The organism is Roseibium album (genome assembly GCF_965233825.1).
Lineage (GTDB): Bacteria > Pseudomonadota > Alphaproteobacteria > Rhizobiales > Stappiaceae > Roseibium > Roseibium album.
In genome coordinates, this window is the sequence record NZ_OZ247583.1 from 2,473,475 (window position 1) to 2,500,242 (window position 26,768).

The following is a 26,768-nucleotide window of genomic DNA, read 5'->3' on the forward strand; positions in this document are numbered from 1 at the left end:
CCCGGGGCGTTCATTGAGCCGGATTTGTCGTGACGAGACCGACAATCAGCGGCCCCCAAAGGGTCAGCAACACGTTGGCGACCGCATATGTCACAGTGAATGTGACCACCGGCGTCGCGTTTTCAGCCTTGCCCAGAAGAGCCGCAAAGGCCGGATTGGCACTGCGGCCGCCGGCAACACAGGCAAGTGCTTCGATCGGGTTCTGGATTCGCAGGACGTAGTAGGAAAAGAAGAACCCGAAAAACTGGGGAATGAGCGTAACACCGATTCCGAACAGGAACAGGCTGATGCCCTGTTCCTGCAGTGTTGTCAGAACCTGCGGACCGGCACTGATCCCGACAACTCCGACAAAAACGGCAAGTCCGAAATCTCTCAGGAAATTGACGGCGCCTGTCGGCAACGCGGCAAAACGCGGATGAGTGCTCCTCAGCCAGCCGAACAGGAGACCGGACAGCAGGCACCCGCCGCCGCTGCCAACAGAGACAGGAACGCCGCCGATCCTGAATTCGATCAGACCCAGAAGCAGGCCCAGCGTCATGCCGAGGCCGAAGAAGATAAAGTCCGTGACCGCTGCCGCGCTGATCGGATAGCCGATTGATTTCTGGACCAGGTTCAGGTCGCGCGGACTGCCGGTCAATTGCAGTTCATCGCCCTTGTGGATCTCGAGATCCGGCAGCAGCGGCAACTCCCTTCCCATCCTGTTGACGCCGGTAACAAAAACATCTCGAAGGGCATTGGATCTGGTGTGATCATGGATGCCCTGCAGCTTGTTGCCGGCGTAGTCAGGGTTGGTCAGGACAATGTGGCGGTTCTCCAGCACAAGATGATATCCGTCCGGTGCCTGTGTCTCAGTCGCCCAGTTCATGGCTGGGCTGTCGAGCGACGAAACCAGGCCGGTCATCGCGACAACATCGTCCGATTGAAGAACCTCCGCGGTATCAAGGTCAATTTCCCTGCCTGCACGCAGAACGGCTTCGACCGCGACTTCATCGATGGAGGCGTCCAGGTCTTTGGCTGATCTGCCGAGCCATTCACTTCCGTCGCTCAACCGGTAAAAGCGGGTGTCGATGCGGCGCGCCGCGTTGAACTGGCCCGGCTCGAGCTCGGCCGAGCCACCTGACATCTTCTCGGCGAGCCTGAGTGCTTCCTTCCGGATATCCCAGCGCATGACGGTGGGGAAAAACCACGTGACCATGATGATCGGGCCAATCGACCCGAAGATGTAGCAGACCGCGTATCCGACCGCGATGTTGGTCTCCATGATCTGCTTCAGGTCCGCAGAGACGCTGAGTTTCTGTATGGTCTCGCCGGCCGTGCCGATGATTGCAGACTGCGTCAGTGCGCCTGCGGCAAGACCCGCGGCCGTTCCGCGGTCCAGACCGAAACCCCAGGCAAAGGCGAGCACTGTGAACAGTCCGAGAATGCACATGACGGCTGCCGATAGCAGCTGATTGAGCGACTTGAGTGACAGGGCGCGGAAGAACTGGGGCCCACCCTGATAGCCGACTGCGTAGATGAAGAGCGCGAAGAAGATATCCTTGACCGCGGAATCGATCGTGACACCTACCTGCCCAAGGATAACACCCATGATGAGCGTTCCGGCGATGCCGCCCAGAACGAAGTTTCCGATTTTCAGCTTGCCGGCGAAATAGCCAAGAGCAACGGCAACGAACAAAAACACCAGCGACGACTGTGTCGCCAGCCATTTCAAGAGTTCCATCTTGTCCTCCCGCGATCGACGCAATGGATAGCTGCGGCAACCTGGGAGACGACTATTGTCTCTTTTTCGCGATCAGGCAATCTGTTTTCAAGAAATTGTAAATTTTATCAGTGTGTTAGCACTCAACAATATTGACGGCGAGTCCACCTTGCGAGGTTTCCTTGTACTGCTCCATCATATCCATGCCGGTCTGCCGCATGGTTTCGATGCAGCCGTCAAGGGGGACGAAGTGAGACCCGTCGCCGCGAAGGGCCAGGGACGCGGCGGTTACCGCCTTCACAGCCCCAAGTGCATTCCGTTCGATACACGGAACCTGAACAAGTCCGGCGATTGGATCGCAAGTCATGCCGAGATGATGCTCCAGAGCGATTTCTGCAGCGTTTTCGATCTGCTCGTTCGTGCCGCCGAGCGCGGCGCAAAGACCGGCGGCCGCCATGGCGGAAGCGGAGCCGACTTCACCCTGACAACCGACTTCTGCGCCCGAAATCGAGGCGTTTGCCTTGATGATGCCGCCGACGGCAGCAGCAGTCAGAAGAAAGATGCGAACTCCCGCCTGATCTGCTCCGGCGCAATGGTCGAGATAATAGCGGGTCACCGCCGGTATGACGCCTGCCGCGCCATTCGTTGGGGCAGTGACAACCCGGCCACCGGCGGCATTTTCCTCGTTGACGGCCATCGCATAGACGCCGAGCCAGTCAACGACGTTGTGTTCAAACAGCGGATTGCTGCGGCCCTCGCGAATGAGCTGCTGGTAAATGTCCGCGGCTCGGCGCTTGACCTTTAGTCCACCCGGCAGGATGCCGGCCTGGGTGATGCCGCGGTTGATACAGGAATCCATGGCAGACCAGAGTTTGTCGATGCCTGTTTCCACGTCCTCGCGTGATCTGTCGCTGCACTCGTTCTCAAGCTTCATTTCGGCGATGGAAAGAGCCGCTTCGGCTCCCATTTCAAGCATCTGTTTGGCGGAAGAAAACGGAAAGGGGACGTTTTGCGTGGTCAATTCATTGACGGGTTCGTTGGTGGTCTTGCGCAGTTCCGCCTCGCTGACAACGAAACCGCCGCCGATCGAATAGTAAATGATCGTGTCGATCAGTGATCCACCCGCATCGTGAAGTTGAAAGGTCATGCCATTGGCATGCAGCGCCAGTGGCGGCCCGTAGTCGAATACGACGTCTTCGTCAGGGTTGAATGCCATCTCCGGAAGTCCGGGGATATTGAGCCTTTTCTCGGTCTGCAGGGAAGCCAGCATCGGCTCTACCCGGTCAGGGTCGAGCGTATCCGGTTGCGCCCCCAGCAGACTGAGGCATACCGCCTTGTCGGTTGCGTGACCTTTGCCGGTAAAAGCAAGCGAACCGTGTAGCGTGATGGTAATGCGGGCAGCACCCTGTTCCGCTCCGGCAAGCCCTCTTATCCTGTCGAGGTACCGGTGAACTGCGACCATGGGGCCGACGGTGTGCGAGCTTGAAGGGCCGATTCCGATCTTGAATATGTCGAAGACGCTTATGAACATCTGAATTGGACCACATTTCCAATGGTTGCTGACCGGATCGGCCTTGAGGCAAAGCTAGCAGACGGCACGATGAGGTCCGGCGCCCAAACGGGCAATTATGTGCTGATTGCGACATCGCGGGTTTTGCTGCCGGCCAACAGGAACGCTGATCCCAAGAAATGGAATACAGATATAGTTGTTTGCGGGATTGGCCTTTGATAGCGTGCGGCCTCTTTCCCGCAGGCCAGCCCCCGCTGGCCAGCCAATGACGAGCAATCAATGACTTCGCAGCATCCGTCCGATCAGAACGACAACTTGAGACACAAGAAAGATGCGTTTCATCTGCCTGAGGGCGTCATCTATCTGGACGGCAATTCACTCGGGGTTCTGCCGAAACATGTCCCGGGACGCGTTGCCGACGTGGTGACGGAGCAATGGGGCACCAGTCTGATCAGGGCATGGAACAGCCACAGCTGGTTCGATCTGCCTTTGCGCACCGGTGATCGGATTGGTCGGTTGATCGGCGCGCCGAATGGCACCGTCGTCGCCTGTGACAGTACATCGGTCAATGTCTTCAAGGTCCTCTCGGCGGCACTGTCTCTTCGTCCGGAACGGAAAGTCATCCTGTCGGACAGCGGAAACTTCCCCACGGATCTCTATGTTGCCGCAGGACTCAAGGATCTCCTGGCGAAAGGACACGAGCTGAAAATCGTTGCGCCGGAAGAGGTCGAAGCGATGCTGGATGACCAGGTTGCTGCGATGATGTTGACCCAGGTCGACTACCGGACCGGACGGGTGCACGACATGAACGACCTGACCCGGAAGGCCCATGATGCCGGCGCCATAGCGATTTGGGACCTTGCACATTCGGCCGGTGCGATCGAAGTTGACCTGTTGGGAGCCAAGGCGGATTTCGCAATCGGATGTGGTTACAAGTATCTGAACGGTGGTCCTGGCGCACCCGCCTTTCTGTATGTTTCACCGGACCATCTGGACAAGGTTTCATCTCCGCTGACGGGCTGGATGGGGCACGAAGCCCCGTTCGCTTTCGACCTCGATTATCGCCCGGTGTCCGGCATCGCGCGCATGACCGTCGGCACGCCGGCCATTCTGGCTCTTTCAAGTCTCCACGCTGCGCTGGACATCTTTGAGGATGTCGACATGGCCGACATACGCGCCAAATCGATATCCCTGAGCGAACTTTTCATCGCGGAGGTCGAGGCCAGATGCCCGCAGCTGACACTTGCAAGCCCCCGTAGTCCGTCGGAACGCGGCAGCCAGGTTTCATTCCGGTTCGGTGAGGGGTACGCGGTTATGCAGGCCCTGATTGCACGCGGTGTTATCGGTGATTTCCGGGCGCCGGATGTTATGCGCTTCGGGTTCACGCCGCTCTATCTGTCACATCAGGATATCGTCGACGCGGTCGCAATTCTTGCGGACATTCTGGATACGGGCAGCTGGGATCGACCTGAGTTCAAGACACGTGCCAAGGTCACATAGCAGCGATCTGCGACTGCGTTTCCAGCATGGACAGGAAACGTTCTTCGGGGACAGGTCTTGAATAGAGGTAGCCCTGGTAGCGGTTGCAGCCGTTTTGCGACAGCCAGGATCGCTGCTCGATCGTCTCAACACCTTCTGCAACGACACCTGCACCGAGTGCATTTGCCAGCGACAGGATCAGTTTGACGATTTCCCCGCCCGTGCCGATGTCTTCCATGAACATCCGGTCGATCTTGATTCCGTCGATCGGGTAGTTGTGGAGGTAGGCAAGGTTGGAGTAGCCGGTGCCGAAGTCATCGATGACGATTTGATAACCGCAATGTTTGAGCGCCGTCAGCGTTTCGCGCGCGTTCGGAATATCTCCCAAAATCACGGACTCCGTGATTTCCAGCGAAATGTCGGACGGGTCGCAGCCTGTTGCCAGGGGCAGCGATTGCATCAGGCTCAGGAATGAGGAATCGGAGAGTTGCCGCGGTGAGACATTCAAAGCGAGTGGAACTGCATATTGCAGATTGTGAAGGCGGTGCTGCAGGTGTGCGACCTCTTCGGCAACCCAGGTACCGATTTCATCGATAAGCCCGGCGTCTTCGGCAATCTTTATGAAATCATCCGGTCCGACCATGCCACGTTCCGGGTGTTGCCAGCGCAGCAGGGCTTCTCCGGACACCACCTTGTCGGTGCGGGTGCACGCAATTGGCTGATAGTAGAGGATGAATTCGTTCTTCTGCAGTGCGCGTTCAAGGTCCTTCTTGATGGCGCGGTGTTCATCTCGCAAACGGCGCATACGGTCGCGGAACCTGACACACTTCGCGGAAGGATCTGATTTCGCCTGGTAGAGGGCGAGATCCGCGTGCCGCATGAGCTGGTCTATGTCGCGTCCATCGTCCGGATAATGTGCGTAACCGATACTGAGGCCGACCTGCCTTCGCTTGCCCTCAAGAACCTGGGGTTTGGCAAAGGAGCGCAGAAGCGAACGGCCGAACCAGTCCGGATCCACCGAACCCGGTTTTTCGAGGTGGCAAATCAGAAACTCGTCACCGCCGAGCCGTGCAACGACATCTTCCGGGCCGGCGATTGCTTTCAATTCTTCGGCAACCAGCTGCAACAGCACGTCGCCAGCCGCGTGGCCAAGTGAATCATTCACAAGCTTGAAATCGTCCAGATCGAACAGGTAAAGCGTTGCAGTCTGGTTTTTCGTATCCGCCGTATTCAGGATATGGGTCAGCCGTTCCTGCAGGAAGGTCCGGTTGGACAGGCCGGTCAGCGTGTCATGGCTCGCGAGATACTGTGCCCGCTCCTTGGTTTCATGCAATTCTGTGACATCGATCTCGCTGACGAGATAGGCCGGTTGTCCTGAAACCGCGTCATGGCATGCGCGAATGGTGAGTTCATGCCATTTGAAGCCCAAACTCGTTTTCACATGCGCGACGAACTTCAGCGTTCGCTCCTGCTCGACCAGATCAAATATGTCCTTCACATCCTCCTCGCGGACAAACTGGTCGGGAAACCGGGTTTCCAGAGTGATGCAGGACGCCCGGGAGGCAGTATTGCGGTAGAGCGGACTTCCGTCTTTGGAAAAAAGCGCGATCATCACCGTCGTGTGCAACAGGGCTTCCGCACTTCGCAGCGTTTCGGGCTGCTGTTCGTGATGCTCGCGGCCTTCGCACAGCAAAGCCATACGGCCATCGCGCAGCTGCACACCGCTCATTTCGATTTGCAGGACCTTGGGCTTGCCCTTTGGATAGAGCGTCCAGATTTCCGAAAAGCTGACATCACCCTTGCAGAAGTCCTGTTGGTACTGACGCAGGCGTTGCTCCACTGCCGGCGACATATCGGCGCCGAGATCCCGTGATTGCAGTTCTTCCAGACTGTCTGCTTCGGTGATTTCCAGGGTCTTGCGATTGGCCCACAAGTATCTCTTGTGGTCGAAATCAAATATCCAGACCGCTGTATCGAGTCTGTCATAAAGTTGCAGGATGAGGTTCGCGTCGACTTTGCCGTCGGCCACGTTGACGGGGTCGAGGAATGTCATGTCGTCGATGTCCAATGACAATTCTGATCGGCTCGACAGTTTCCCCTCCAAGTTTGGTCACGGCCTTTGTCAGGCTCTGATGTCGGCAGGCTTGCGATCGGTTTTTGTCTCGCGCAAGGAGCCGGTGCAACATGGCATTAGTCTCACCGAACTCTAGTCAAGAATTCCTGCGGCAGTATTTATTATATTGTTTCAAATTGAATTCTTTGAGGATAAGTGAAAGGTGTATTGTAATTTATACGTAGATGTTGCTGTCGGCTTCAAGTCATTCGACAGGCCTTTCAACTAAACGCGACCAACACCGTCAAGATTCTCTCATGCTCGGCAAATTGCCTGGTACTTTCCGCAGAATACTTGCGCTCACTGCAGGCCTTGGCCGCAGCAATTCCTCAGGAAAATTGCCTATGTCGGGAACTGGATGTTTCCGTGATCGGCGAATTCTGGAAAATCTTGCCCTTTCTGCGGTGGAAGCGGGTGATTATCGGTTGATTGCTCTGCCAATAAAGTTAGAAGGTCAGGATGCCGTGAGGGACAGACATCAAATGTCTGCTTCTACAAGTCTAAAAAGGCGGGGCACGGCCAAAACGCAATAAGAAAGACCGCTTGGGGGGCGGCGAGGAGCATGAATGCTTGAGCTTGATCAGCTCGAAATGGATTTTGGGGGGTTCCGGGCAGTCAACGGCTGCACGTTCCGCGTCGAAGAAAACAGTATAACTGGCTTGATTGGGCCCAACGGGGCAGGGAAAACAACGCTCTTCAACCTGATTGCAGGGGCTTTGACGCCAACGAGCGGCGCCATTCGTTTTCTGGGTGAGGACGTGACGGGCCTTGCCAGTCATCAGCTGTTTCACAAGGGTCTCGTCCGTACGTTCCAGATCCCGCACGAGTTTCACAAGCTGACCGCGCTGGAAAACCTGATGATGGTGCCGCCCTCGCAACCAGGTGAAAGTCTGTTTGCCAACTGGGTTGCCTGGAGCCGCGTCAGGTCCACGGAAAGAGACGTGGAGAGCAAGGCTTACGAGACGCTCGAGTTTCTGGAATTGACGCATGTCGCCCACGAGCGCGCCGGCAATCTTTCCGGAGGTCAGAAGAAGCTTCTCGAGCTCGGCCGGACGATGATGACCGACGCCAGACTGGTCCTGCTGGACGAACCGGCCGCCGGTGTGAACCGGACATTGTTGCGAAAACTCGAAACCAAGATCGAGATTCTCAACAAGGAACGCGGCTACACCTTTATCTTGATCGAACACGACATGGAGATGATCGAAAAGCTTTGCGATCCGGTCGTTTGTATGGCGGAAGGCAAGGTGCTGATCGAAGGCGATTTCCAGGCAGTCCGCTCCGATCCGCAGGTGCTTGAAGCCTATCTCGGCGAGACAACGGGAGATGCAGCATGAGTGCGCTTCTTTCGATGGAGAACCTGACGGGTGGATACGGCGAAGCCGACATTCTCCAGGACGTGTCGTTGACCGTGGCCCAGGACGAGATTGTCGTGATTGTCGGTCCGAACGGTGCCGGGAAATCAACGGCGATGAAGTCGGTTTTCGGTCTTCTTACAATCCGCGGCGGCAAGATGCTGTTTGACGAGGATGACATCACTGGCTGGGTACCGAACCGCATCGTTCAGCGCGGGATTTGTTACGTGCCTCAGGTCGACAATATCTTCCGGGAAATGTCTATTCACGAGAACCTCGAAATGGGCGGTTTCCTGAAGACTGGCGATTTGTCGGCAGCCTATGACCGGGTCTACACGCTGTTTCCGGATCTCAAGGAACGACGCAAGACCATGGCAGGCAGTCTGTCCGGCGGACAGCGCCAGATGGTCGCCATGGGGCGGGCATTGATGCTCGATCCCAAGCTTCTCCTGCTGGACGAACCGACAGCCGGTCTGTCGCCGAAATACATGGAGCAGATTTTCCAGATCTGCCGTGATGTGCGCGACACGGGCGTTGCCATTCTTCTTGTCGAACAACATGCCAAACAGGCGCTGGCCTTTGCTGACAGAGGGTATGTGCTGGCGGCAGGCAAGAACCGTCACGAAGGCACTGGTGCGGACCTTCTGGCTGACCGTGAAGTCGCCGAAATGTTTCTGGGTGGGTGATCGGTATGGACCTGTTCGAACTTGTCAATTTCTACGTTGTGCCGGGCATTGTTCTCGGTTCGATCTATGCGCTCGGTGCCGTCGGCATCACGCTGATTTTCGCAATCCTGCGCTACGCACATCTGGCGCATGGTGATCTGGCGACCCTTGGAGCCTTTATCGCGCTGGCGGCGGTCACGGGCATGGGTGTGTCACCCTATGTTGCGCTTCCGATCGCCGTTCTCGGCACTGCCGCCGTTGCGGTCGGCATCGACAAGGTCTTTTACGAGCACTTGCGCGAGCGTCCCAAGATCGTGACCGTGATGGCCTCGCTTGGCATCGCGCTGATGATCCGGGCGGTGGTTCAGGTCGTTTGGGGTGTCGACACCCAGACCTATTCGCGCGGCATTGTCCGTCCTGAGGATTATTTCGGTATCCGCATTCGTGACCGCGAGATCTATACGCTCCTGGCGATGGTGGTCCTGGTGGGTGTTTTGCAGCTCTTCCTGACGCGATCCAAATGGGGCAAGGCGATGCGTGCCATGTCCGACAACCCGAACCTGGCGCTGCTTTCCGGTATCGACAACAAGAAGGTTGTCATGCTGACATGGGTGATCGCCGGCGGCCTCTGCGCGGCGTCCGGTTTCTTTCTTGGCATCAATACGGAACTGAAAGCCATGATGGGCTGGCACATGCTGCTGCCGATGTTCGCCGCGGCCATTCTTGGCGGCGTCGGCAGGGTTGAGGGGGCCGTACTCGGCGGTCTGATCGTGGGGATCGCTGAAGAACTCTCGGTTCTTGTCATCCCGAGTGAATACAAGGCTGCGATGGCGTTCGCCATTTTGCTGTTCATGCTGCTTGTGCGCCCGACCGGGCTGCTCAAGGGCAAGGTTCTGTAAGGGGAGGGATGCAAGATGGAATTTGCGGGTCTTGTCAACTACGCCCTCTTCATGGCGATCTTCATATGCATTTATGCGTTGCTGGCGCTTGGGCTCAACATCCAGTGGGGCTTCGCCGGGCTGTTCAACGCGGGTATCGCCGGTTTCTTCGCGGTCGGCGCGTATACGTCCGCAATCATATCGACGGCGCCTGCCGACGGTCGCATTGGCGGGTTTGACCTGCATTTTGTCATCGGCTGGATCGGAGCGATGCTGGCGGCTGGGCTTGTTGCCTGGCCGATCGGAAAGATCTGCCTGCGTTTCCGGTCCGACTACCTTGCAATCGCCACCATCGGGATCGCCGAGATTATTCGACTGGTGATCAAGTCCGAGCCCGTGCTCACCAATGGAGCGCGCGGCATATCCGGCATTCCCCGGCCAGCTGGCGATCTGGGCTACATGGAATCGCAAATCGCCTATCTGATCATCGTTCTGGCGGTTCTGATTGTTGCTTATGTCCTCGTCGAGCGGCAGTTCAACGCACCATGGGGCCGGATGATGCGCGCCATCCGCGACGATGAGGATGCCGCCAGGGCCATGGGCAAGAACGTGGAGTTCCGGCGGCTGGAAGCATTCATTTTCGGTGCCGCACTGATGGGACTCGGTGGCGCAATGTTTGCCCATTTCAACAGATCGATCACGCCTGAGGCGATCGATCCGATGGTGGCAACGTTCCTGATCTGGATCATGCTCATCCTTGGCGGATCGGGTAACAATCGCGGCGCGATTCTCGGAGCTGCTGTTGTTTGGATCATTTGGTCCGTTTCAGAGATTGCAACCGACCGTCTTCCGCATGAATATGCGGTACAGGCAAAATACCTCCGCTTGTTCCTGATTGGTCTCATGCTGCAGCTTGTGCTGCGGTTCAGACCGGAAGGACTGCTCCCCGAGCCTTTGAGGGGAGACCAGCGGTCGACGAAATCCGGGGCGGACCGGCATTAGGCCCGCTCCCCGGGGTCCACGCGCCTTTGCAAAGCGTGGGAGCCGAAATTCCTAAAGACCCGGCGAAGACCGGATAATTGAGGAGGTACTCATATGAAAACCAAACTTTTTGCACTTGCCGCAGGCATGATGGCTGCAACAGCTCTCGCGTCCGTTCCCGCACAGGCCGACGTCAAGATCGGCCTGATCGGCGGCGTTTCCGGCCCGATCGCTGCCATGGCTCCTGCCATGATCGATGCGGCTCAGCTGGCCGTTCAACAGGTCAATGAGCAGGGTGGTATCGGCGACGGCGAAAAACTGGTTGGCGTTGTCGGCGACAGTGCCTGCAACCCGCAAGGCGGTACGGATGCCGCGACCAAGGCAGTCAACATCGAAGGTGTTGTCGGTCTTGTCGGCCCGCATTGCTCCGGCGCGGTTCTGGCAGCAGCCGGTTCGGTGACCATCCCGGCGGGTATCACGTTGATCACTCCGTCCGGAACGTCTCCGGAAATCTCCGGACTGGAAGACAAGGGCACCGTGTTCCGCACCGTCCCGTCGGACGATTTCCAGGGCCGTGCCCTGGCGCGTACGATGAAGGAAATGGGATACGGAAAGGTCGCGGTTGCCTATCTGAACAACGACTACGGCACCGGCCTCGCCAATGCGTTCAAGGCTGAATATGTCGACGAACTCGGTGGTGATATCACCCAGTTTGCAGCGCATGAAGAAGGCAAGGCTTCCTACCGTTCCAACCTGGCGGAGCTCGCCAAGGGCGGCGCCGACACTCTGGTCATCTTCGACTATGGTGACGGAACCGGTCTGACGATCCTGCGTCAGGCGCTGGAGAACGGTTTCTTCGACAAGTTCGTTGGTGGTGACGGCATGAAGTCCGACGCCGTGATCAACGAACTGGGCGCGGAAAACCTGTCCAACTTCGTGTCGTCTTCTCCGGTCGGCGAACAGTCCGAATCCCTCGACAAGTTCAACGAAGCTTTCAAGGGCGTCGGTGGCGATCCGGATGCGATCTTCGCAAACACCTCCTATGACGCAGCCTTCCTGCTGGCTCTGGCCGTGGAAAAGGCCGGTGGCAAGAAGGAAGATGTTGCTGCAGCCGTCACGGAAGTTTCCAATGGCGAAGGTGAGGCTATCCTTCCAGGTGAATGGAAGAAGGCCAAGGAACTGATCGCAGCCGGCAAGGCCATCGACTACAAGGGCGCTGCAGGTGAGCACAACTTCGACGCCAAGGGCGACGTTCCGGGCACCTATGCCCTGTTCGAAGTCGGTTCCAACGGCTTCGAGGTCGTGACCGAAATGCAATAATTTTCTTCTTTTTATGGAAGAGATTTTGCCAGGCCGGCGGTTCGAAAGAACCGCCGGCCGTTTTTTTGTGGCGTAAACAAACCGTTGCCGTTCTCGCTCAAAGCAGGATGGCAAATTTGGTTAGGCCACCATTTGCCTTTTGGTTGCAATTGCCTGTCTTGAGTTTGGTAAAGACACTTGTTACTACGGTCCTCAAAATTCGCCACATTTCTGCAAGCGTTCTTGTCGTTATTTCTGCATCTTTCTCGGCAATTAATATGACCGTAGAACACCTCGAGATTCTTGAAGCTGCCTTCGCGCGAAACCACTGGATTGTCGATCGACGTATGCCTGGAGATGGATACTTCATTTCCGAAATCTGGCACCTGACGCGGGTGGACGGGACGGGTGCTTTGACAGTCGAGTTTGATGGCCTCAATGAACTGGAATGCCTGCCGATCGAGAAAAGCTATGGCTGCGACATTGTTGAGATCGCGAATAGTGGTCTCTATTTCTCGAAAATTCGCGCTTCAAGATGGCCGAAAGACCTTGCGCTTTTCGAGATGCGGATCAAAGAATTCAACCAGATGGATTGGTGATGCCGGAACTTCCGGGATTTTGCCTTCGGATCAAGTCCCCGATGAAGTCCAAAACCAGTGAGGCGGTTAACTCCGGTTCTGCCTGTAATAGGAAGTGCGGCCCTTTCACAATTCGATATTCTGCTGAGCACATTTCGAAATCCGCCGAAACAGATGCTGGAACGAGCAGGTCGCCACTCGCGCGGAGATAAAGGCACGGCAAAGACAGGCGCGGAAGCGAGGAGCGCAAATCCGTTTCAAGCACTTCCTGCAGTCGATTTATTAGTGTGCGCAACGAAACGGAACGAAGTGCAGCAACGTATTGCTTGTTGAACTGGTCCGTACCTACCCGCCCAATGACAAAGGGTTTGCTGAGGTTGGCAAGCAGTTTCGGATGGTTCGGAAACGTTTTCAGGAATGAAATCAACCAGGGGGCAACAGGTCTTGGAGAGCGGGCGAAGCTTGCTACGAATATTACTCCCTTGATTGCAGATGAGTTTGTGGTCGCGAGTTCAATTGCTAGAGGCCCGGAAAAGGATTCCGCAATGATCACATGTTCTTGCTGTGGTAGTCGTTTCCAGAGCCAGGTCTTGAGGTCTGCGTAGGAAGCCTTTTCTGTTGGATAGGAGACGATCTCGACACTATAAGAACCAGCAAGTGTTTTTGCGAAGGTCTCCAGCAGGTACCCCGTTCCATCTAGTCCGGGCAAAATCACAATCTTCATGAATTGTACCCTAAGTTATTGGCTGGTTGCCGTCATCAACTTCAGCGGTGATGCATCGTGTAGGCTCACAAGAACTTCCGGGTCACAACAGTCGTGAGGTCGTTCTTTACCCAGAGCGTCATTTGTCGCTATAAGCGCGCCCATGCGTGATCTGGATGTACTTGTGCTCGGTGGCGGCGCCGCCGGTTTGATGTGTGCGATTGAAGCGGCAAAGCGCGGGCGCAAGGTTCTGGTCATCGACCACGCCAGACGGCCGGCGGAAAAAATCCGTATCTCCGGGGGTGGACGCTGCAATTTCACCAATCTGCACTGTACGTCCTCAAATTTCCTGTCGCAGAACCCGCGCTTCTGTGTCTCGGCTCTGAAACGCTACACACAACACGACTTTCTGGGTCTTGTCGAAAGGCACCGCATCCCCTGGCACGAAAAGACGCTCGGCCAGCTCTTTTGCGATGAAAGTGCGAAAGACATCATCCGGATGCTGCTCACCGAACTGGAAGCTGCGGGTGGGACCCTGCAGCTTGAAACGGATATCAAGGCGGTTGAGAAACCGGACGAACGGTTTTCCGTTGCAACGTCGAAAGGGCCGCTAAGGTCGCATTCCCTTGTCGTCGCCACAGGGGGGCCGTCGATCCCGAAAATGGGAGCGACAGGTTTTGGCTATGAGCTTGCAAAACAGTTCGGACTGAAGGTCATTCCACCACGGGCGGCCCTGGTGCCGCTGACATTTTCCGATGCCAATAAGGAACTCTGCGGACGCCTTGCCGGTGTTTCGCTCGATGCAGCGGTCTCTTTCGGCAAAACGACCTTTCGCGAAGGTCTGCTGTTCACCCACCGCGGTCTGTCTGGACCCTCGATCCTCCAGATTTCGTCTTTCTGGGAGGAGGGCAGACCGATCTGGGTCAATCTGCTTCCTGAGACTGATGTCTTCGAAACACTGCGTGGTGCGCGGCAGGACAGCCCGAAACAGGATCTCAAGACAGCGCTTGGCCAATGGCTTCCCAATCGGCTCGCCGACGAACTGTCCAGCGCGTTTTCACTGAAAGGCAGGCTTGCGGATCAGTCCGACAAGGTGTTGCGCCGCGCGTCAGAGCAGCTCAATCGCTGGCAACTGACGCCGGTCGGCACGGAAGGGTATCGCACGGCTGAGGTGACGCTTGGCGGTTTGGATACGAAGGAGCTTTCGTCCAAGACCTTTGAATGTGTCAGCGTGTCCGGACTTTTTTTCATTGGCGAGGTTGTTGATGTCACGGGACATCTGGGTGGCTTCAATTTTCAATGGGCCTGGTCGTCCGGTCATGCAGCCGGCCAGTTTGTATGAAAAATGCACTTACGCCTTGAATTAGTGCGTTGCAGCATTTTTTGATGACCGTTCCTCATTCGCTTGTATACTCGCCTTGAATGCGAGAGGACCGAATGAAACGCGTGACGATCCATGACGTGGCGAATGCCGCCGGTGTCAGCCTGGCAACGGTTGACAGGGTACTCAATGGCCGGCCGGGGGTGCGCAAGGCGACGATCGAGCGCGTGGAACAAGCGGTTGAAAGTCTGAATTACAAACCTGACGTCTTTGCTGCCGGTCTTGCCAAGAAACGGGTGTACAGGCTGCATTTTCTCATCCCCAACGGACCCAACGCTTTCATGGAAGACTTGACCCGTGAGGCAGCGTCCCATGCTCAAACCATGAGCGGTGATCGCATGCAGGTGCATGTTGAGCCGATCGACGCATTCGACGGCCATCGGGTCGCCGGGACGCTTGCGATCCTCGACAGGTCCGTATGTGACGGTGTGGCGGTCGTCGCTCCGGCCTTTCCCGAAGTCAGGGCGGCGATCGACCGGCTTCAGGATCGTGGCGTTCCGGTGGTGACCCTTGTTTCCGACCATCCGGCTTCGTCTCGCCAGCACTTCGTCGGCATCGACAACATGGCCGCAGGTCGTACTGCCGGCCGGTTGATCGGCCGCTTTCTCCCTGAAAGTCCCGGTAAGATCGGATTGATTGCAGGGTCATTGGGATTGCGCGACCATGCCGAACGCTACGCGGGTTGCGAGGAGGTCATTGCTTCCAGCTTCCCTCATCTCAAAATGTTGAAGGTTCGCGAAGGCCGGGACGACAACAAAAGGAATGCCGACCTTGTCAGGAAACTTCTGGAAGAACACGCCGACCTTGCGGGTCTCTACAATATTGGCGCAGGAAATCGCGGAATCATTTCCGCACTGAACGCCCCCACGCAAGCAGGCAGTCTTGTTTTTGTAGGGCATGAACTGACGCCCTATACGCGAGATGCCTTGAATTCCGGCGTGATGGATGCGGTGATCGCCCAGGACCCGGGTCATGAGATCCGCAGCGCGATACGGGTGTTGAAAGCGCTCTGCGACGGGGTGCCGATCATCGAGGGACAGGAACGGATCGGCATTGATGTTTTTATCAGGGACAACCTGCCAGAGCTGTCCTGAACTGGCCCGGATTTCTAAAAGTACACTCGTACATTCAAATTTTGCATTGACGTTTGAGGCAGCGCGACGCATATCTACGTGATGCGATTGACACAACAGACCAATTATGCCGTGCGCGCACTTATGTATTGCGCCGTCAACCCGGACAAGCCGAGCAAGGTTGCCGACATCGCAGCTAGCTTCGACATGTCCGAAACCCACTTGTTCAAGATCATGAAAGTGCTGGTCGACGCGAATCTGATCAGAACGATCCGAGGCCGAAACGGCGGTGTCATGCTGGCCCGCCCCGCCGAAGAGATAACTGTCGGAGAAGTTGTTCGGGCTGCCGAGGAAAGCTTTCTTCTGGCAGAGTGTTTCGACTCCGGCCGCAAGGATTGCCCGCTGATCATGTCCTGTGGCTTCAACGGCTTGCTGCATGAAGCTCTTGAAGCCTTTATGGATGTTCTGGACACCAAGTCGATTGCGGATCTGTCTGAGGACCGGTTCGGCATGCGCGATCTCTTGAAGATCGATGTCGGCGAAACACCGATCGCTGCCAACGCATAAAAGCGGCCATTTTTGTGTTTTGAAAGGCGCCACCGTCAGGTCGGCGCTTTTTTCGTATCCGCCATCCAGATACATCGCACCGCTTGCTGCGTGAGCATTGTATTATCCGGTGTTGATGCAAACGGGTTCATTCGCAAAACACTCAAGACAATCGCGCGCCGGTCGGCGCCTGAAGAAAAGGCCGGGCTGGCTAGCCGCTGAGGGAGAGGAGAGGGCGGTTGGCTGGCCTGGCATTTTTCGTCTCCGGTGAACCGAAGACCCTGTCTCTTTCAAAACCGGAGGACGCGATTTCCAGTTCCGTTTCGATCAGGCATTGCCTTGATAGGAAAACTTGAGTATGAGTGTCAAGTATAAAGTTGAGTAAGAAACTCACCTTTTAATTGTTCTTATCTGGACGCTCCGTGGAAACCCATTCGTGGAGCGCAAAAGCAAAGGCCAGGGACCGATTGCGCGTATGACACTTACCGCCAACAGCCAAAAGCGCCGCCTCTCAATTACTTCCTCGGGCAGCTCCCCTCACGTCTTGGCAGGAAAGCTGCCACCACAGGCAAAAACAGAATTTGATTCGCGCGACCTCTTCAGCGGTCTGCGCCAGATCCAGATCCTGCACAATGAAGACACCTATCGCCTGTCGATTACGAAACAGGGCAAATTGATTCTGACGAAGTGATCTGCCAGACCTGCTACCGTGTCATCCCGGTTGGCCGCGTTGGTGGTGAGACCGGGATCCGGTGTTCCACTCCGTCCGGATTTGGAATACTGCCCTCTTCAGAGGCTGCTGGCTCCCTGCTGGCAAGGGTATGACACCTGCAGCTTCGTCAAGTTACTGGCCGCATTCTCTCTTCAGGCAGCAAAAATGGCGACCGGCTTGCCAACGCCGCGCAAGGCGTGTTCCCCCATTTCATTGAGACCGGTCTGCAGGTCACCCGAAAGTGCCTCCTTGACGGGCGCGGTCATCAACAGTTCCTGTCCGAGAGGCTTGCACAGGGATTCCACGCGGCTGGTCTCGTTCACTGCACGGCCGATGACGGTGAAGTCCAGTCTGTCTTCCCCGCCGACATTGCCGAAAAAGACCTCGCCGCGATGCAATCCGATGCCGATCTTGAGCGGTTGCCACAGGTCGGGATCAGGCAGGGTTGCAGGCGGCGTATCGTTGAGCTCGTCGATGGCCGAAAGCGCCTCCCTGGATGCCTTCACCGCTGCTTCCGCTGCAGCCTTTTCCCCGAGGACTTCCTGATCGAAGACGGCAAGAATACCGTCTCCCATGAATTTCAGAATATCGCCGCCATGGTTCAGAACGGCGTCGGACACACGGTCGAAATACGCGTTCAGGATGCAGGTGACTTCGGGCCCGCTGAGGCGGTCCGCGAGCTGCGTGAAGCCGCGCATGTCCGACATGAACACCACTGCCTTGATCGCTTCGCCATCGCCGCGCCGGATTTCGCCATCAAGGACGCGGCGTCCGGCAATCGGTCCGAGGTAGGTATCGGCAACATTGCGCGCGATCCGCTGCACGATGTGCCGTTCAACATGCAGTGCCAGGAGGTCGATCAAACCGCGAATGCGTTCCTTGTCGACGGGCGGAAATCCTCCAGGCCGTTTCGTCGCGAACGTCATGGCGTTGTGCATTTCGCCCGCCGTGCTCAGGGGAAGGGCGACATAAGCCGTGTATCCCTGTTCGGCGAGATCCTGCATGAGCGAACCGGAGTTGACACCTTCCTCGGTCTCAAGATCCACCTTGATGATCTCGCCCTCCCGCATCACCCGGTAGAGCGGGTTCTTTGTGAAGGCGACATTGTTGACCGCGTTGGCATCTGCCGCGATTTCGTCGCACAGTTCATCCGTGCTGTTCCAGACCCAGGAAAATCCGACGACCCTGGGGTGGAGCGTACCGATATGCAGCGTACACCTGTCGATGCCAAGGTTGGCCGCTCTGCAACGCCACATGAATTCCTCGAACATCAGCATGACATTGTCGATCCGGGTCGCATCATGCAGCAACCAGTCATGCACATCTTGCAGGTTTTGTGTGTCTGGCGCACAGGCCGCGCCCCTGTTGGAGCGAGCAAGCAGATAGATATGCTGTACGTAGCTTCTCGGTGCAGGGTCTAGCACTTGCCGGTTCATGCGATCTCCAGTCGGAGTTGAATGGGTTGCCTTCTAATCTGGCTGTCGCACAATAAACTTCAATGTGAAAAAACGCGCGGAAACAAAAAAGGCGGAATCCGGGTCACGTTCCCGGAAACCGCCCTTGTCAGATACGGGGACACCTCTAGAACGCCGCTTCCACCCCGTCCATTTCAACATAGATGCTTTTGATCTGGCTGTAATACTCGATCGCGGCGTGACCGTTTTCCCGGCCGATGCCGGATTTCTTGTAACCGCCGAACGGCATTTCAATCGGGGTCAGGTTATAGGTATTGATCCAGCAGGTGCCTGCCTCCAGTCTGCCGATCACACGATGCGCCCGCTGGATGTCCTTGGTAAACACGCCGGCTGCAAGACCGAATTCCGTGTCATTGGCACGCGCAACGACCTCGTCTTCATCTCCGAAGTCGAGAACGCTGAGCACTGGACCGAAAATCTCTTCCCGTGCAATACGCATTTTGTCCCGAACGTCCGCAAAGACCGTCGGTTGGACGAAATAGCCTTCAGGAAAACTGTCGACCTGTGCAGACCCGCCACCGCAGACCAGGCGGGCGCCTTCGTCCTGGCCTATCTGCATGTAGGACAGCACCTTGTCGAATTGCTGCCTGGAAACCAGCGGGCCGATATTTGTTGCTTCATCCAGCGGATCGCCGAGCACGGCACTGGATGTTCGTTCTGCAAGGCGGGAAAGGAATTGTTCCTTGATAGCCTTGTGCACGAAGACGCGTGTGCCGTTGGAACAGATCTGGCCGGTGGAATAGAAATTTGCATTGATCGCCGCTGAAATCGCATTTTCAACATCGGCATCGTCAAAGATGATCAGAGGCGACTTGCCGCCGAGCTCAAGCGTTGTCTTCTTGAGATGCTCACCCGCCAGCGACGCCACCTTCGCTCCAGTCGGCACGGAACCGGTCAGAGACACTTTGGCAATGTCCGGATGAGCCACCATCTTTGCGCCGACATCGCCGAACCCCTGTATGACGTTGTACACACCGTCCGGCAGACCTGCTTCGGTCAGAGCTTCCGCGAACTTCAACGCACTCAACGGGGTGACTTCCGACGGCTTGAAAATCATCGCATTGCCGCAGACAAGAGCCGGAGCCGCTTTCCAGCAGGCAATCTGGATCGGATAGTTCCACGCACCGATCCCGAAGCAGATGCCGAGCGGTTCCCGCTTTGTGTAGGCAAAGGAGCCGCCGAGGTCGATATGCTCACCGGTAAGTGTCGCCGCCAGGCCGCCGTAATACTCCAGGCAATCGGCACCGGATGCTGCATCCGCAATCAGTGTTTCCTGCAGCGGCTTGCCCGTGTCCAGAGTTTCGAGGACTGAAAGTTCGCGGTTCTTTTCCCGCAGAATGTCTGCAGCCTTGCGCAATATCCGGCCGCGTTCGGCCGGCGGCATGGCCGCCCAGATGTCCTGGCCGGTGCGCGCTGCGGAAATCGCAGCTTCGATGACCGCATCATCGGCGGTGTGGACCCGGGCGATCACTTCACCGGTTGCCGGGTAGAACGAATCGAAAGGTGTGCCTGTCTGGCTTTCCAGATAAGACCCGCCGACATAGTGCGAAGCGTTCGGTTGGGCGCGCATTGGATTGCTCCTGCTTGTGTCTTGAGACCGGCTGTCCGGCAATTCTTTAACGTTGACTGTTTTCCCAGTCCGGATGGATCCACGGTTGCTGGTTCGAAGGCGGCAGCGGATCTTTGCCAAGGATATGATCGGCTGCCTTCTCGCCAACCATAATGGACGGTCCGTTGAGGTTGCCATTGGTGATTTGCGGAAAGATCGAGCTGTCCGCCACGCGCAGACCATCGACACCGATGACACGGCACTCGGGATCGACCACCGCCATCGGGTCGTCTGAAGCGCCCATCTTGCATGTGCCGCACGGATGATAAGCGCTTTCCACGTGCTCCCGGATAAAGTCGTCGAGCGCTTCGTCGCTCTGCACGCTATCTCCCGGCTGGATTTCCTTGCCACGATAAGGGGCGAAGGCTTCCTGACTGAAAATTTCCCGGGTCAGACGGATGCAAGTCCTGAAGTCCTCCCAGTCCTCGTTGTGGGACATGTAGTTGAAGAGGATCGAGGGTTTGTCTTTCGGGTCGTTCGACGACAGTTTCACCCGGCCGCGTGACTTCGACCGCATCGGGCCGACATGTGCCTGGAAACCATGACCTTCCGCCGCTGCCTGACCGTCGTAACGCACGGCAAAGGGCAGGAAATGATACTGGATATCGGGATATTGTACGCCGGCTTTCGTGCGGATGAAGGCGCAGCTCTCGAACTGGTTCGACGCGCCCAGACCATTTTTGAAAAACAGCCATTGTGCGCCTATCAGCGCCTTGGAAAAGAGATTCCAGTGTTTGTAGAGCGTGATCGGTTGGGTGCAGGCCTGCTGAATATAAAGTTCCAGGTGATCCTGCAGGTTGGCACCGACACCCTGGCGGTCAGAGACAACATCGATGCCGAGATCTGTAAGCTGGTCGGCAGGACCGATCCCGGACAGCATCAGGATCTTGGGTGAGTTGACGGACGAGGCTGAGAGAATGACCTCGCGCTGTGCGTTGGCAACGCGTATTTCCCCTCCGATTTCGAATTCCACACCGACAGCCCGGTTGTTCTCGATCAGAACTTTGCGAACCAGGGCCCCCTTTATGAGTTCCAGGTTGCCGCGCTTCAGGGCTGGCTTCAGATAGGCATTGGCAGCTGACCAGCGTCGGCCCTTGTGGACCGTCATCTCCATGTCGCCGAAGCCTTCCTGTTTTTCGCCATTGTAGTCTTCGGTAACGCCGTAGCCGGCCTGACGGCCCGCATCGCGGAACGCGTGAAACAGCGGGTTCCATTTGGTGCCCCGCTGAACGTGCAGCGGTCCGTCGGTCCCGCGCCAACCTTCCTGACCCTGTGGATTCTGCTCCATGCGCTTGTAGTAAGGAAGCACGTGCCGATAGCCCCAGCCGCTGGCACCCATTTCTTCCCAGGTATCGAAATCACACGCATGACCGCGCACATAGACCATGCCGTTGATGGAGGACGAGCCGCCGATGACTTTGCCGCGTGGAGTTGCCAGGCGGCGTCCTCCAAGGTGCGGTTCAGGCTCGCTTTCGTAACCCCAATCATAAAACGGCATGTTCATCGGATAGGAGAGGGCAGCCGGCATCTGGATCAGCGGGCCGATATCCGTTCCGCCGAATTCCAGCACCAGGACCTTGTTGTTCGGGTCTTCGGAGAGGCGGCTGGCCATCGCGCAGCCGGCCGATCCGGCACCCACGATGATGAAATCAAACTGGTCAGGCATGAAAAAGCTCCGGCTCAGCAGCCGTTGGTGCGACCCGCAAGGGCGGCAATCTGGGTTTCGACGTAGTCTTCGACCATTGCGATAGCGGCTTGATGGTCGGATCGGGCACCGCTCAGGGCCTGCCGGATCCACACACCGTCGATCATGGAGGCTGTACCCTCGGCGATCCGGCGGGCTTCTTCCTGTGGCATAAATGATCTGAGGTTGTGAGTGAGGTTGGATGCAAGTCGGGCGGCGTAGATTCGCAGGAGACGATTGTTGCTGTCCGTTGTTCTGGACTGGACATAAAACGCCAGCCACGCCGCGATGACGGCCGGTTGAAACTGGTCGATTGCAAAGTTACCGGCGATGATCGCGGAGATTCGTTCACGTGGTGTTTCGGCCTTCGCGAGCTTGTCACGAATGGCACGGCCGAGTTCGGTCAGAAGATGCCGCATCGTTGCTGCAAGTAATTGATCTTTCGAGCCAAAATAGTGATGTACCAAACCACCGGAAACACCCGCCCGCTTGGCGATCTGAGCCATGGTAATGTCACTGTATCCACGCTCGTGGATCGCATCGACGGTTGCGTCAATGAGACTGCGCCGTCGTTCCGCTTCCATTCCGACCTTGGGCATCGTGATCTCCGAGTTTCTTTTTTCTTATTTTTAATTGATCAGTCAATCAATGAAAACTTGCAAAATTTTTCCGTGGATGTTTGGATTGGTCAGGAACAGGCTATTGGAGAATAAATCGGGGGCACTTAAGCCTGAGCGTGAATTCGCTTCCAGTTTTTCAAAATGGCCCAAACAAAAATTTCACATTCCATAGGAGGTATACTCATGAAAATCGCAGCGACACTCGCTGGAGGTCTTGCACTTGGCCTGATGCTGTCCGGAACAGCGCTTGCAAGCGAGCCGGAAGCCTGCAAGACGGTTCGTTTTTCTGACGTGGGCTGGACGGACATCACTGCAACCACCGCGGCAACGTCCGTCGTTCTGGAAGCGCTCGGTTATGATCCTGAAGTCAAGATCCTGTCTGTTCCGGTGACCTACGCCTCAATGAAGAACAATGACATTGATATTTTCCTCGGTAACTGGATGCCGACGATGGAAGGTGACATCAAGGCCTATCGGGAAGATGGTTCGGTCGAAACCGTGCGGGCCAATCTGGAAGGTGCCAAATATACTCTGGCCGTTCCGAAATACACCTATGACAAGGGTCTGAAGAGCTTCCAGGACATTGCCAAGTTCCAGGATGATCTCGACGGCAAGATCTACGGCATTGAGGCGGGCAATGACGGCAACCGTCTGATCATCGGAATGATCGACCAGAACCTTTATGGTCTGGAGGGGTTCGAAGTGGTTGAATCCTCCGAGCAGGGCATGCTCGCGCAGGTCGCCCGGGCTGGAAAGCGTGATAACGACATTGTATTCCTCGGATGGGAACCGCATCCGATGAACGCCAATTTCGAGATGGCCTATCTTGAAGGCGGTGACGAAGTTTTCGGCCCGAATTTCGGAGGCGCGACGGTCTACACCAACGTCCGTGCAGGCTACACCAAAGAGTGCCCCAACGTTGGCAAGTTTCTTGAAAACCTCGAGTTCTCGCTGGCAATGGAAAACGAGATCATGGGCGCAATCCTGAATGATGGCGAAGATCCGAACAAGGCGGCCGCTGCGTGGCTGAAGGTACACCCGGCAACGTTCGAAAGCTGGCTTGTCGGGGTCAAAACCTTTGATGGCGGCGATAGCTTCGCTACGGTGAAAGGCGCCCTTGGCGTCGAGTAAAGCCCAGTTTGGCGCCGGTGCGGATCATCTGCCCGGCGCTTTTTCCAAAATAAGAACAAGTACCGGAGCAGCGGGTTGGACTGGTTGACAGAAAACAAATTGCCGATCGGACCATGGGCGAAGGCCTTTTTTGATTGGCTGACTGATAACGCCGCATGGGTGTTCGACGGCATTTCAATTTTTCTGGAGACGTTGATCGATGGCATATTGTGGCTTCTTCAAACACCGCCACCACTGGTCATTGTCGTCTTGGCGGTTGCACTCGGCTACGCCGTCCACCGGAAAATTGCGTTTGCGTTATTTGTCGCAATCGCGCTGCTGCTCATCATCAACCAGGGCTATTGGGAAGAAACGACTGAAACGCTCGCTCTTGTTGTTGCAGCCGCGGTTGTCTGCATGGTTGTCGGCGTGCCGGTGGGCGTCATGGGAGCCCATAACCCGCGCTTTTATGCAGCAATGCGCCCGGTTCTCGACCTGATGCAGACCATTCCCACTTTCGTTTATCTCATCCCCGCCTTGATCCTTTTTGGATTGGGTATGGTTCCGGGGCTGATCGCAACCGTTATCTTCGCGATCCCGGCGCCTATTCGCCTCACCCAACTGGGCGTCTCTTCGACACCGAAATCTTTGCTTGAAGCAGGGGAGGCTTTCGGCGCAACGAAATCTCAACTCCTATGGAAAGTAGAGTTGCCTTACGCGCTTCCTCAAATCATGGCCGGGCTGACCCAAACGATCATGTTGTCGCTTTCCATGGTCGTGATTGCCGCTCTGGTTGGTGCCGATGGTCTCGGTGTACCAACGCTGCGAGCCTTGAACACAGTGAATATCGCGCAGGGCTTTGAGGTTGGCGTTTGCATTGTTCTCATTGCCATCGTGCTTGATCGGTTCTTCAGAAAAGAAGAAGGAGGCAAGCGATGACCGATGCATCCAGAACACCCGTTGTCACCTTCAGGGATGTTGACATCGTCTTCGGTGAAAACCCCAGGTCCGCATTGCCGCTGATCGATGCGCGCAAGACAAGGCAGGAGATTCAGGCCGAAACGGGTCAGATCCTGGGCGTAGCCGGAGCCAGCCTGGACATTTACGAGGGAGAAGTGCTGGTGCTGATGGGCCTGTCGGGCTCCGGCAAGTCCACACTGCTGCGCGCGGTCAATGGTCTCAACCCGGTCATCCGCGGCGAGGTGCAGGTGCATGACGGCAATCAGTACGTCAATCCGGAAACTTGCTCGGCAAATGACCTGCGTGAACTGCGAAGGCACCGCATCGCCATGGTGTTTCAGCAATTTGGCCTGCTGCCCTGGCGCACAGTGTCCGAGAACGTCGGGTTCGGTCTCGAGCTTTCAGGCATGTCACCCAAGGAACGCACCTCGAAAGTGGACGCACAGCTGAAACTTGTCGGCCTGGGCGGATGGGGCGAGAAATACGTCCATGAACTTTCCGGTGGCATGCAGCAGCGTGTCGGCCTCGCCCGTGCCTTTGCCACCGATGCACCGATACTGTTGATGGACGAACCGTTTTCGGCTCTCGACCCGCTAATCCGCGACAAGCTGCAGGACGAGTTGCTTGATCTTCAGAAAGAACTGAATCGGACAATCATCTTTGTCAGCCACGATCTGGATGAGGCAGCCAAGATCGGTTCACGCATCGCGATCATGGAAGGCGGCCGGGTCATTCAGCTCGGCACGCCCCAGGAGATCGTCAAGAATCCAGCCGATGACTATGTCGCCGATTTCGTCAGTCACATGAATCCGCTCAACGTGCTCCGTGCCCGGGACATCATGGTGCCTCCGGGAAGCCTGCCGGGCTCCCTCGCCAGCGGCCTGACCTGCGAAAGCGCCACACCGGTCCGTGAGGTTGCAAAGCTGAAGAAGTCCAGTTCAGAACCCGTTGTGGTTCAAAAGGACGGTGCTATCGTCGGAGTGATAGGCGAAAAAGAATTGCTCGACTGCATGCTCAAGTGACGGTGAGTGCAATCAAGATTCCATAGCTTCGCTCAAAAGGATCGCGCACCTTTCATCCCGGTGCGGGCAGGGGCGACGAAACAGTGCGTTTGGGTTGCCGATGAAAGCGTCCTGGCACGATACGTAGAGGCCGACTTTTTCGTCAACGCCGTCTTTGTACCTGCAGGTCATTTGTCTGGGAAACAAAAACGGGGCCGCTGGGCCCCGTTTTCGTTTTGCTCGTCTCGAGCGGCTCAGAATTGGTCCGCAGACCAGAAACTCAGAGCATTTCGAGTTGAGCTGCCTGCTTGCCGCGGCCACGGCGATCGTCTTCAGCGACGAATGAAATCTTTGCACCTTCGACCGGTGCACCGATTCCGGCCTGCTCGAATGCAGTCACGTGGACGAATACGTCCTTGCCGCCATTGTCCGGTGTGATGAAACCGAAGCCGCGGTCGTGATTGAAAAACTTGATGGTGCCGTTCTCACGCATGGAGAAACCTTTCCGTTGATTTGTGCGCATTCCCGTTTCCGGCAAGGCGCGGATAAACGAGAAGTCAATAAGAAACGGAAAGCTTGGGTTTTCAGAGCAGCACTCCAAAGAGCTCTGCCGAAGTCAGTCTAACCGGGTCTTTCGTCATGTCCCGTACGACGCAACGCGCGCCGATGAGGGTCAATGTATGTCTGAGGTGGCTCTTAGGCAAGTGAAACTAGTGTGAGAGATGAATTCACGGTCGAAAATGCCGATTTTCAACAAACGGAATCCTTGTGACCCCGGTCACAGAGCCCCGGACAGTGCTGGTCTAGTGTCCTTTCATGAGTTGAGGCGGAGAGACAACGAGTGCCTCGCAACCAAGAAGGGACACCGAAATGTTCAGGAAGATCGCAACCACCACCACCGCCCTCGCTCTTGTCGCAGGTGTCATGCTGACCTCGCAGTCAACAACCGCTGAAGCTGGAAATGGCTGGCGTGTCGGCGCAGGGATCGCAGGTGGCCTTGCTGCGGGCGCAATCATCGGCTCCGCGCTGTCACAGCGTCGCTACGCGGCACCACGCTACTATGCACCGCCGCCTGCCTACTACCCGGCACCGGCTCCGGTTGTCACCTACCGCGCAGCTCCCTGGTCGCCGGCCTGGTTCAACTACTGCCGTGCCAAGTACCGGTCCTTCAATCCGAACACCGGTTATTTCCTGGCCTATTCCGGTCAGTACAAGTTCTGCCGCTAAGGCTTTCAGTTTACCGGGACCGGTCAGCGGTCCCGGCAGATCAAAAGACAATGCAATAACAAGCCGGTCCACTTACGACACTTGCGAGTGTCTCCGGCGTCTCCCTGCAA

24 protein-coding genes are annotated in these 26,768 nt (G+C 56.6%); 15 read left to right on the forward strand and 9 right to left on the reverse strand.

Annotated features, from left to right (window positions below):
- Window positions 1–10: 10 nt before the first annotated feature.
- Together aspT and ACO6TI_RS11515 are read right to left on the reverse strand one after the other, a co-directional pair.
- Window positions 11–1,720 carry an aspartate-alanine antiporter gene (gene aspT, locus ACO6TI_RS11510; RefSeq protein ID WP_196891291.1) on the reverse strand — a complete coding sequence of 570 codons (1,710 nt, stop codon included), beginning with the start codon at window positions 1,718–1,720 and terminating at the stop codon, window positions 11–13.
- A 115-nt stretch (window positions 1,721–1,835) separates the two neighbouring features.
- Window positions 1,836–3,230 (reverse strand): L-serine ammonia-lyase, encoded by a 1,395-nt coding sequence (locus tag ACO6TI_RS11515; protein ID WP_281926271.1) that lies wholly within the window; start codon window positions 3,228–3,230, stop codon window positions 1,836–1,838.
- 258 nt (window positions 3,231–3,488) lie between these two features.
- Between ACO6TI_RS11515 and kynU the strand changes: the two genes are divergently transcribed.
- Window positions 3,489–4,709: a kynureninase gene (gene kynU / locus ACO6TI_RS11520; protein ID WP_104702318.1), complete on the forward strand. Its 1,221-nt coding sequence runs from the start codon at window positions 3,489–3,491 to the stop codon at window positions 4,707–4,709.
- On the opposite strand, the gene ACO6TI_RS11525 is transcribed toward kynU, so the two are convergent.
- On the reverse strand, window positions 4,702–6,741 hold the full coding sequence (locus tag ACO6TI_RS11525; protein WP_104702317.1) for a putative bifunctional diguanylate cyclase/phosphodiesterase: 2,040 nt from the start codon (window positions 6,739–6,741) through the stop codon (window positions 4,702–4,704). The genes kynU and ACO6TI_RS11525 overlap by 8 nt on opposite strands.
- Window positions 6,742–7,367: 626 nt before the next feature.
- Between ACO6TI_RS11525 and ACO6TI_RS11530 the strand changes: the two genes are divergently transcribed.
- From ACO6TI_RS11530 to ACO6TI_RS11555, 6 genes are all read left to right on the forward strand, one after another.
- Complete coding sequence (locus ACO6TI_RS11530) at window positions 7,368–8,138, forward strand: ABC transporter ATP-binding protein (protein WP_055119960.1); 771 nt, start codon at window positions 7,368–7,370, stop codon at window positions 8,136–8,138.
- Entirely contained in the window at window positions 8,135–8,842 is a 708-nt protein-coding gene (locus ACO6TI_RS11535) for an ABC transporter ATP-binding protein (protein WP_055119958.1), read from the forward strand. The genes ACO6TI_RS11530 and ACO6TI_RS11535 overlap by 4 nt, the downstream gene beginning before the upstream one ends.
- A gap of 5 nt (window positions 8,843–8,847) precedes the next feature.
- On the forward strand, window positions 8,848–9,720 hold the full coding sequence (locus ACO6TI_RS11540; protein ID WP_029062232.1) for a branched-chain amino acid ABC transporter permease: 873 nt from the start codon (window positions 8,848–8,850) through the stop codon (window positions 9,718–9,720).
- Window positions 9,721–9,735: 15 nt separating this feature from the next.
- The gene (locus ACO6TI_RS11545; protein ID WP_108874748.1) at window positions 9,736–10,701 is read left to right on the forward strand and encodes a branched-chain amino acid ABC transporter permease; all 966 of its coding nucleotides are present in this window, start codon (window positions 9,736–9,738) and stop codon (window positions 10,699–10,701) included.
- A gap of 93 nt (window positions 10,702–10,794) precedes the next feature.
- A complete protein-coding gene (locus tag ACO6TI_RS11550) occupies window positions 10,795–12,000 on the forward strand; it encodes an ABC transporter substrate-binding protein (RefSeq protein WP_029062230.1) in 1,206 nt (401 codons plus the stop codon).
- Between the two features lie 257 nt (window positions 12,001–12,257).
- Window positions 12,258–12,578, forward strand: coding sequence for a hypothetical protein (locus ACO6TI_RS11555; protein WP_282044810.1), 321 nt, complete (start codon window positions 12,258–12,260; stop codon window positions 12,576–12,578).
- On the opposite strand, the gene ACO6TI_RS11560 is transcribed toward ACO6TI_RS11555, so the two are convergent.
- On the reverse strand, window positions 12,559–13,281 hold the full coding sequence (locus ACO6TI_RS11560; protein ID WP_422384963.1) for an alpha/beta fold hydrolase: 723 nt from the start codon (window positions 13,279–13,281) through the stop codon (window positions 12,559–12,561). The two genes, ACO6TI_RS11555 and ACO6TI_RS11560, sit on opposite strands and share 20 nt — an antisense overlap.
- A 142-nt stretch (window positions 13,282–13,423) precedes the next feature.
- Here ACO6TI_RS11560 and ACO6TI_RS11565 point away from each other — a divergent pair, with 142 nt between their 5' ends.
- From ACO6TI_RS11565 to hemP, 4 genes are all read left to right on the forward strand, one after another.
- The gene (locus ACO6TI_RS11565; RefSeq protein ID WP_422384964.1) at window positions 13,424–14,602 is read left to right on the forward strand and encodes an NAD(P)/FAD-dependent oxidoreductase; all 1,179 of its coding nucleotides are present in this window, start codon (window positions 13,424–13,426) and stop codon (window positions 14,600–14,602) included.
- Window positions 14,603–14,697: 95 nt separating this feature from the next.
- On the forward strand, window positions 14,698–15,735 hold the full coding sequence (locus tag ACO6TI_RS11570) for a LacI family DNA-binding transcriptional regulator (protein WP_055119953.1): 1,038 nt from the start codon (window positions 14,698–14,700) through the stop codon (window positions 15,733–15,735).
- 81 nt (window positions 15,736–15,816) lie between these two features.
- Window positions 15,817–16,281 carry an Rrf2 family transcriptional regulator gene (locus tag ACO6TI_RS11575; protein ID WP_029062227.1) on the forward strand — a complete coding sequence of 155 codons (465 nt, stop codon included), beginning with the start codon at window positions 15,817–15,819 and terminating at the stop codon, window positions 16,279–16,281.
- A gap of 415 nt (window positions 16,282–16,696) precedes the next feature.
- The gene (hemP, locus tag ACO6TI_RS11580; RefSeq protein ID WP_282044807.1) at window positions 16,697–16,951 is read left to right on the forward strand and encodes a hemin uptake protein HemP; all 255 of its coding nucleotides are present in this window, start codon (window positions 16,697–16,699) and stop codon (window positions 16,949–16,951) included.
- 173 nt (window positions 16,952–17,124) lie between these two features.
- On the opposite strand, the gene ACO6TI_RS11585 is transcribed toward hemP, so the two are convergent.
- The 4 genes from ACO6TI_RS11585 to betI all read right to left on the reverse strand — a co-directional run bounded on the left by ACO6TI_RS11585 (window position 17,125) and on the right by betI (window position 22,339).
- Window positions 17,125–18,408: an adenylate/guanylate cyclase domain-containing protein gene (locus ACO6TI_RS11585; RefSeq protein WP_055119951.1), complete on the reverse strand. Its 1,284-nt coding sequence runs from the start codon at window positions 18,406–18,408 to the stop codon at window positions 17,125–17,127.
- 145 nt (window positions 18,409–18,553) lie between these two features.
- The gene (gene betB / locus ACO6TI_RS11590; RefSeq protein ID WP_422384965.1) at window positions 18,554–20,017 is read right to left on the reverse strand and encodes a betaine-aldehyde dehydrogenase; all 1,464 of its coding nucleotides are present in this window, start codon (window positions 20,015–20,017) and stop codon (window positions 18,554–18,556) included.
- A gap of 46 nt (window positions 20,018–20,063) precedes the next feature.
- The gene (gene betA, locus ACO6TI_RS11595; protein ID WP_422384966.1) at window positions 20,064–21,722 is read right to left on the reverse strand and encodes a choline dehydrogenase; all 1,659 of its coding nucleotides are present in this window, start codon (window positions 21,720–21,722) and stop codon (window positions 20,064–20,066) included.
- Between the two features lie 14 nt (window positions 21,723–21,736).
- Window positions 21,737–22,339: a transcriptional regulator BetI gene (gene betI / locus ACO6TI_RS11600; protein WP_055119946.1), complete on the reverse strand. Its 603-nt coding sequence runs from the start codon at window positions 22,337–22,339 to the stop codon at window positions 21,737–21,739.
- Window positions 22,340–22,543: 204 nt separating this feature from the next.
- Here betI and ACO6TI_RS11605 point away from each other — a divergent pair, with 204 nt between their 5' ends.
- The 3 genes from ACO6TI_RS11605 (at window position 22,544) to choV (ending at window position 25,452) form a co-directional block, all read left to right on the forward strand.
- Entirely contained in the window at window positions 22,544–23,491 is a 948-nt protein-coding gene (locus ACO6TI_RS11605) for a choline ABC transporter substrate-binding protein (RefSeq protein WP_422384967.1), read from the forward strand.
- 75 nt (window positions 23,492–23,566) lie between these two features.
- Complete coding sequence (gene choW, locus ACO6TI_RS11610) at window positions 23,567–24,409, forward strand: choline ABC transporter permease subunit (protein ID WP_055119944.1); 843 nt, start codon at window positions 23,567–23,569, stop codon at window positions 24,407–24,409.
- On the forward strand, window positions 24,406–25,452 hold the full coding sequence (gene choV / locus ACO6TI_RS11615) for a choline ABC transporter ATP-binding protein (protein ID WP_196999035.1): 1,047 nt from the start codon (window positions 24,406–24,408) through the stop codon (window positions 25,450–25,452). Before choW ends, choV begins: the two co-directional genes overlap by 4 nt.
- A gap of 259 nt (window positions 25,453–25,711) precedes the next feature.
- Here the strand turns inward: choV and ACO6TI_RS11620 are convergent, their stop codons facing one another.
- Window positions 25,712–25,924 (reverse strand): cold-shock protein, encoded by a 213-nt coding sequence (locus tag ACO6TI_RS11620; RefSeq protein ID WP_029062219.1) that lies wholly within the window; start codon window positions 25,922–25,924, stop codon window positions 25,712–25,714.
- Between the two features lie 377 nt (window positions 25,925–26,301).
- Between ACO6TI_RS11620 and ACO6TI_RS11625 the strand changes: the two genes are divergently transcribed.
- Window positions 26,302–26,658 (forward strand): BA14K family protein, encoded by a 357-nt coding sequence (locus ACO6TI_RS11625; RefSeq protein WP_029062218.1) that lies wholly within the window; start codon window positions 26,302–26,304, stop codon window positions 26,656–26,658.
- Window positions 26,659–26,768 lie beyond the last annotated feature (110 nt).

Bases quoted from the DNA above. Each gene is read 5' to 3' on its own strand.
- betB (WP_422384965.1), bottom strand. From the start codon at position 20,017: ATGCGCGCCCAACCGAACGCTTCGCACTATGTCGGCGGGTCTTATCTG.
- ACO6TI_RS11620 (WP_029062219.1), bottom strand. From the start codon at position 25,924: ATGCGTGAGAACGGCACCATCAAGTTTTTCAATCACGACCGCGGCTTC.
- ACO6TI_RS11575 (WP_029062227.1), top strand. From the start codon at position 15,817: ATGCGATTGACACAACAGACCAATTATGCCGTGCGCGCACTTATGTAT.
- kynU (WP_104702318.1), top strand. From the start codon at position 3,489: ATGACTTCGCAGCATCCGTCCGATCAGAACGACAACTTGAGACACAAG.
- ACO6TI_RS11555 (WP_282044810.1), top strand. From the start codon at position 12,258: ATGACCGTAGAACACCTCGAGATTCTTGAAGCTGCCTTCGCGCGAAAC.
- choV (WP_196999035.1), top strand. From the start codon at position 24,406: ATGACCGATGCATCCAGAACACCCGTTGTCACCTTCAGGGATGTTGAC.
- ACO6TI_RS11545 (WP_108874748.1), top strand. From the start codon at position 9,736: ATGGAATTTGCGGGTCTTGTCAACTACGCCCTCTTCATGGCGATCTTC.
- ACO6TI_RS11570 (WP_055119953.1), top strand. From the start codon at position 14,698: ATGAAACGCGTGACGATCCATGACGTGGCGAATGCCGCCGGTGTCAGC.
- ACO6TI_RS11515 (WP_281926271.1), bottom strand. From the start codon at position 3,230: ATGTTCATAAGCGTCTTCGACATATTCAAGATCGGAATCGGCCCTTCA.
- ACO6TI_RS11535 (WP_055119958.1), top strand. From the start codon at position 8,135: ATGAGTGCGCTTCTTTCGATGGAGAACCTGACGGGTGGATACGGCGAA.
- ACO6TI_RS11540 (WP_029062232.1), top strand. From the start codon at position 8,848: ATGGACCTGTTCGAACTTGTCAATTTCTACGTTGTGCCGGGCATTGTT.
- ACO6TI_RS11585 (WP_055119951.1), bottom strand. From the start codon at position 18,408: ATGAACCGGCAAGTGCTAGACCCTGCACCGAGAAGCTACGTACAGCAT.
- ACO6TI_RS11560 (WP_422384963.1), bottom strand. From the start codon at position 13,281: ATGAAGATTGTGATTTTGCCCGGACTAGATGGAACGGGGTACCTGCTG.
- ACO6TI_RS11625 (WP_029062218.1), top strand. From the start codon at position 26,302: ATGTTCAGGAAGATCGCAACCACCACCACCGCCCTCGCTCTTGTCGCA.
- ACO6TI_RS11550 (WP_029062230.1), top strand. From the start codon at position 10,795: ATGAAAACCAAACTTTTTGCACTTGCCGCAGGCATGATGGCTGCAACA.
- betA (WP_422384966.1), bottom strand. From the start codon at position 21,722: ATGCCTGACCAGTTTGATTTCATCATCGTGGGTGCCGGATCGGCCGGC.
- ACO6TI_RS11525 (WP_104702317.1), bottom strand. From the start codon at position 6,741: ATGACATTCCTCGACCCCGTCAACGTGGCCGACGGCAAAGTCGACGCG.
- betI (WP_055119946.1), bottom strand. From the start codon at position 22,339: ATGCCCAAGGTCGGAATGGAAGCGGAACGACGGCGCAGTCTCATTGAC.
- ACO6TI_RS11530 (WP_055119960.1), top strand. From the start codon at position 7,368: ATGCTTGAGCTTGATCAGCTCGAAATGGATTTTGGGGGGTTCCGGGCA.
- ACO6TI_RS11565 (WP_422384964.1), top strand. From the start codon at position 13,424: ATGCGTGATCTGGATGTACTTGTGCTCGGTGGCGGCGCCGCCGGTTTG.
- aspT (WP_196891291.1), bottom strand. From the start codon at position 1,720: ATGGAACTCTTGAAATGGCTGGCGACACAGTCGTCGCTGGTGTTTTTG.
- ACO6TI_RS11605 (WP_422384967.1), top strand. From the start codon at position 22,544: ATGAAAATCGCAGCGACACTCGCTGGAGGTCTTGCACTTGGCCTGATG.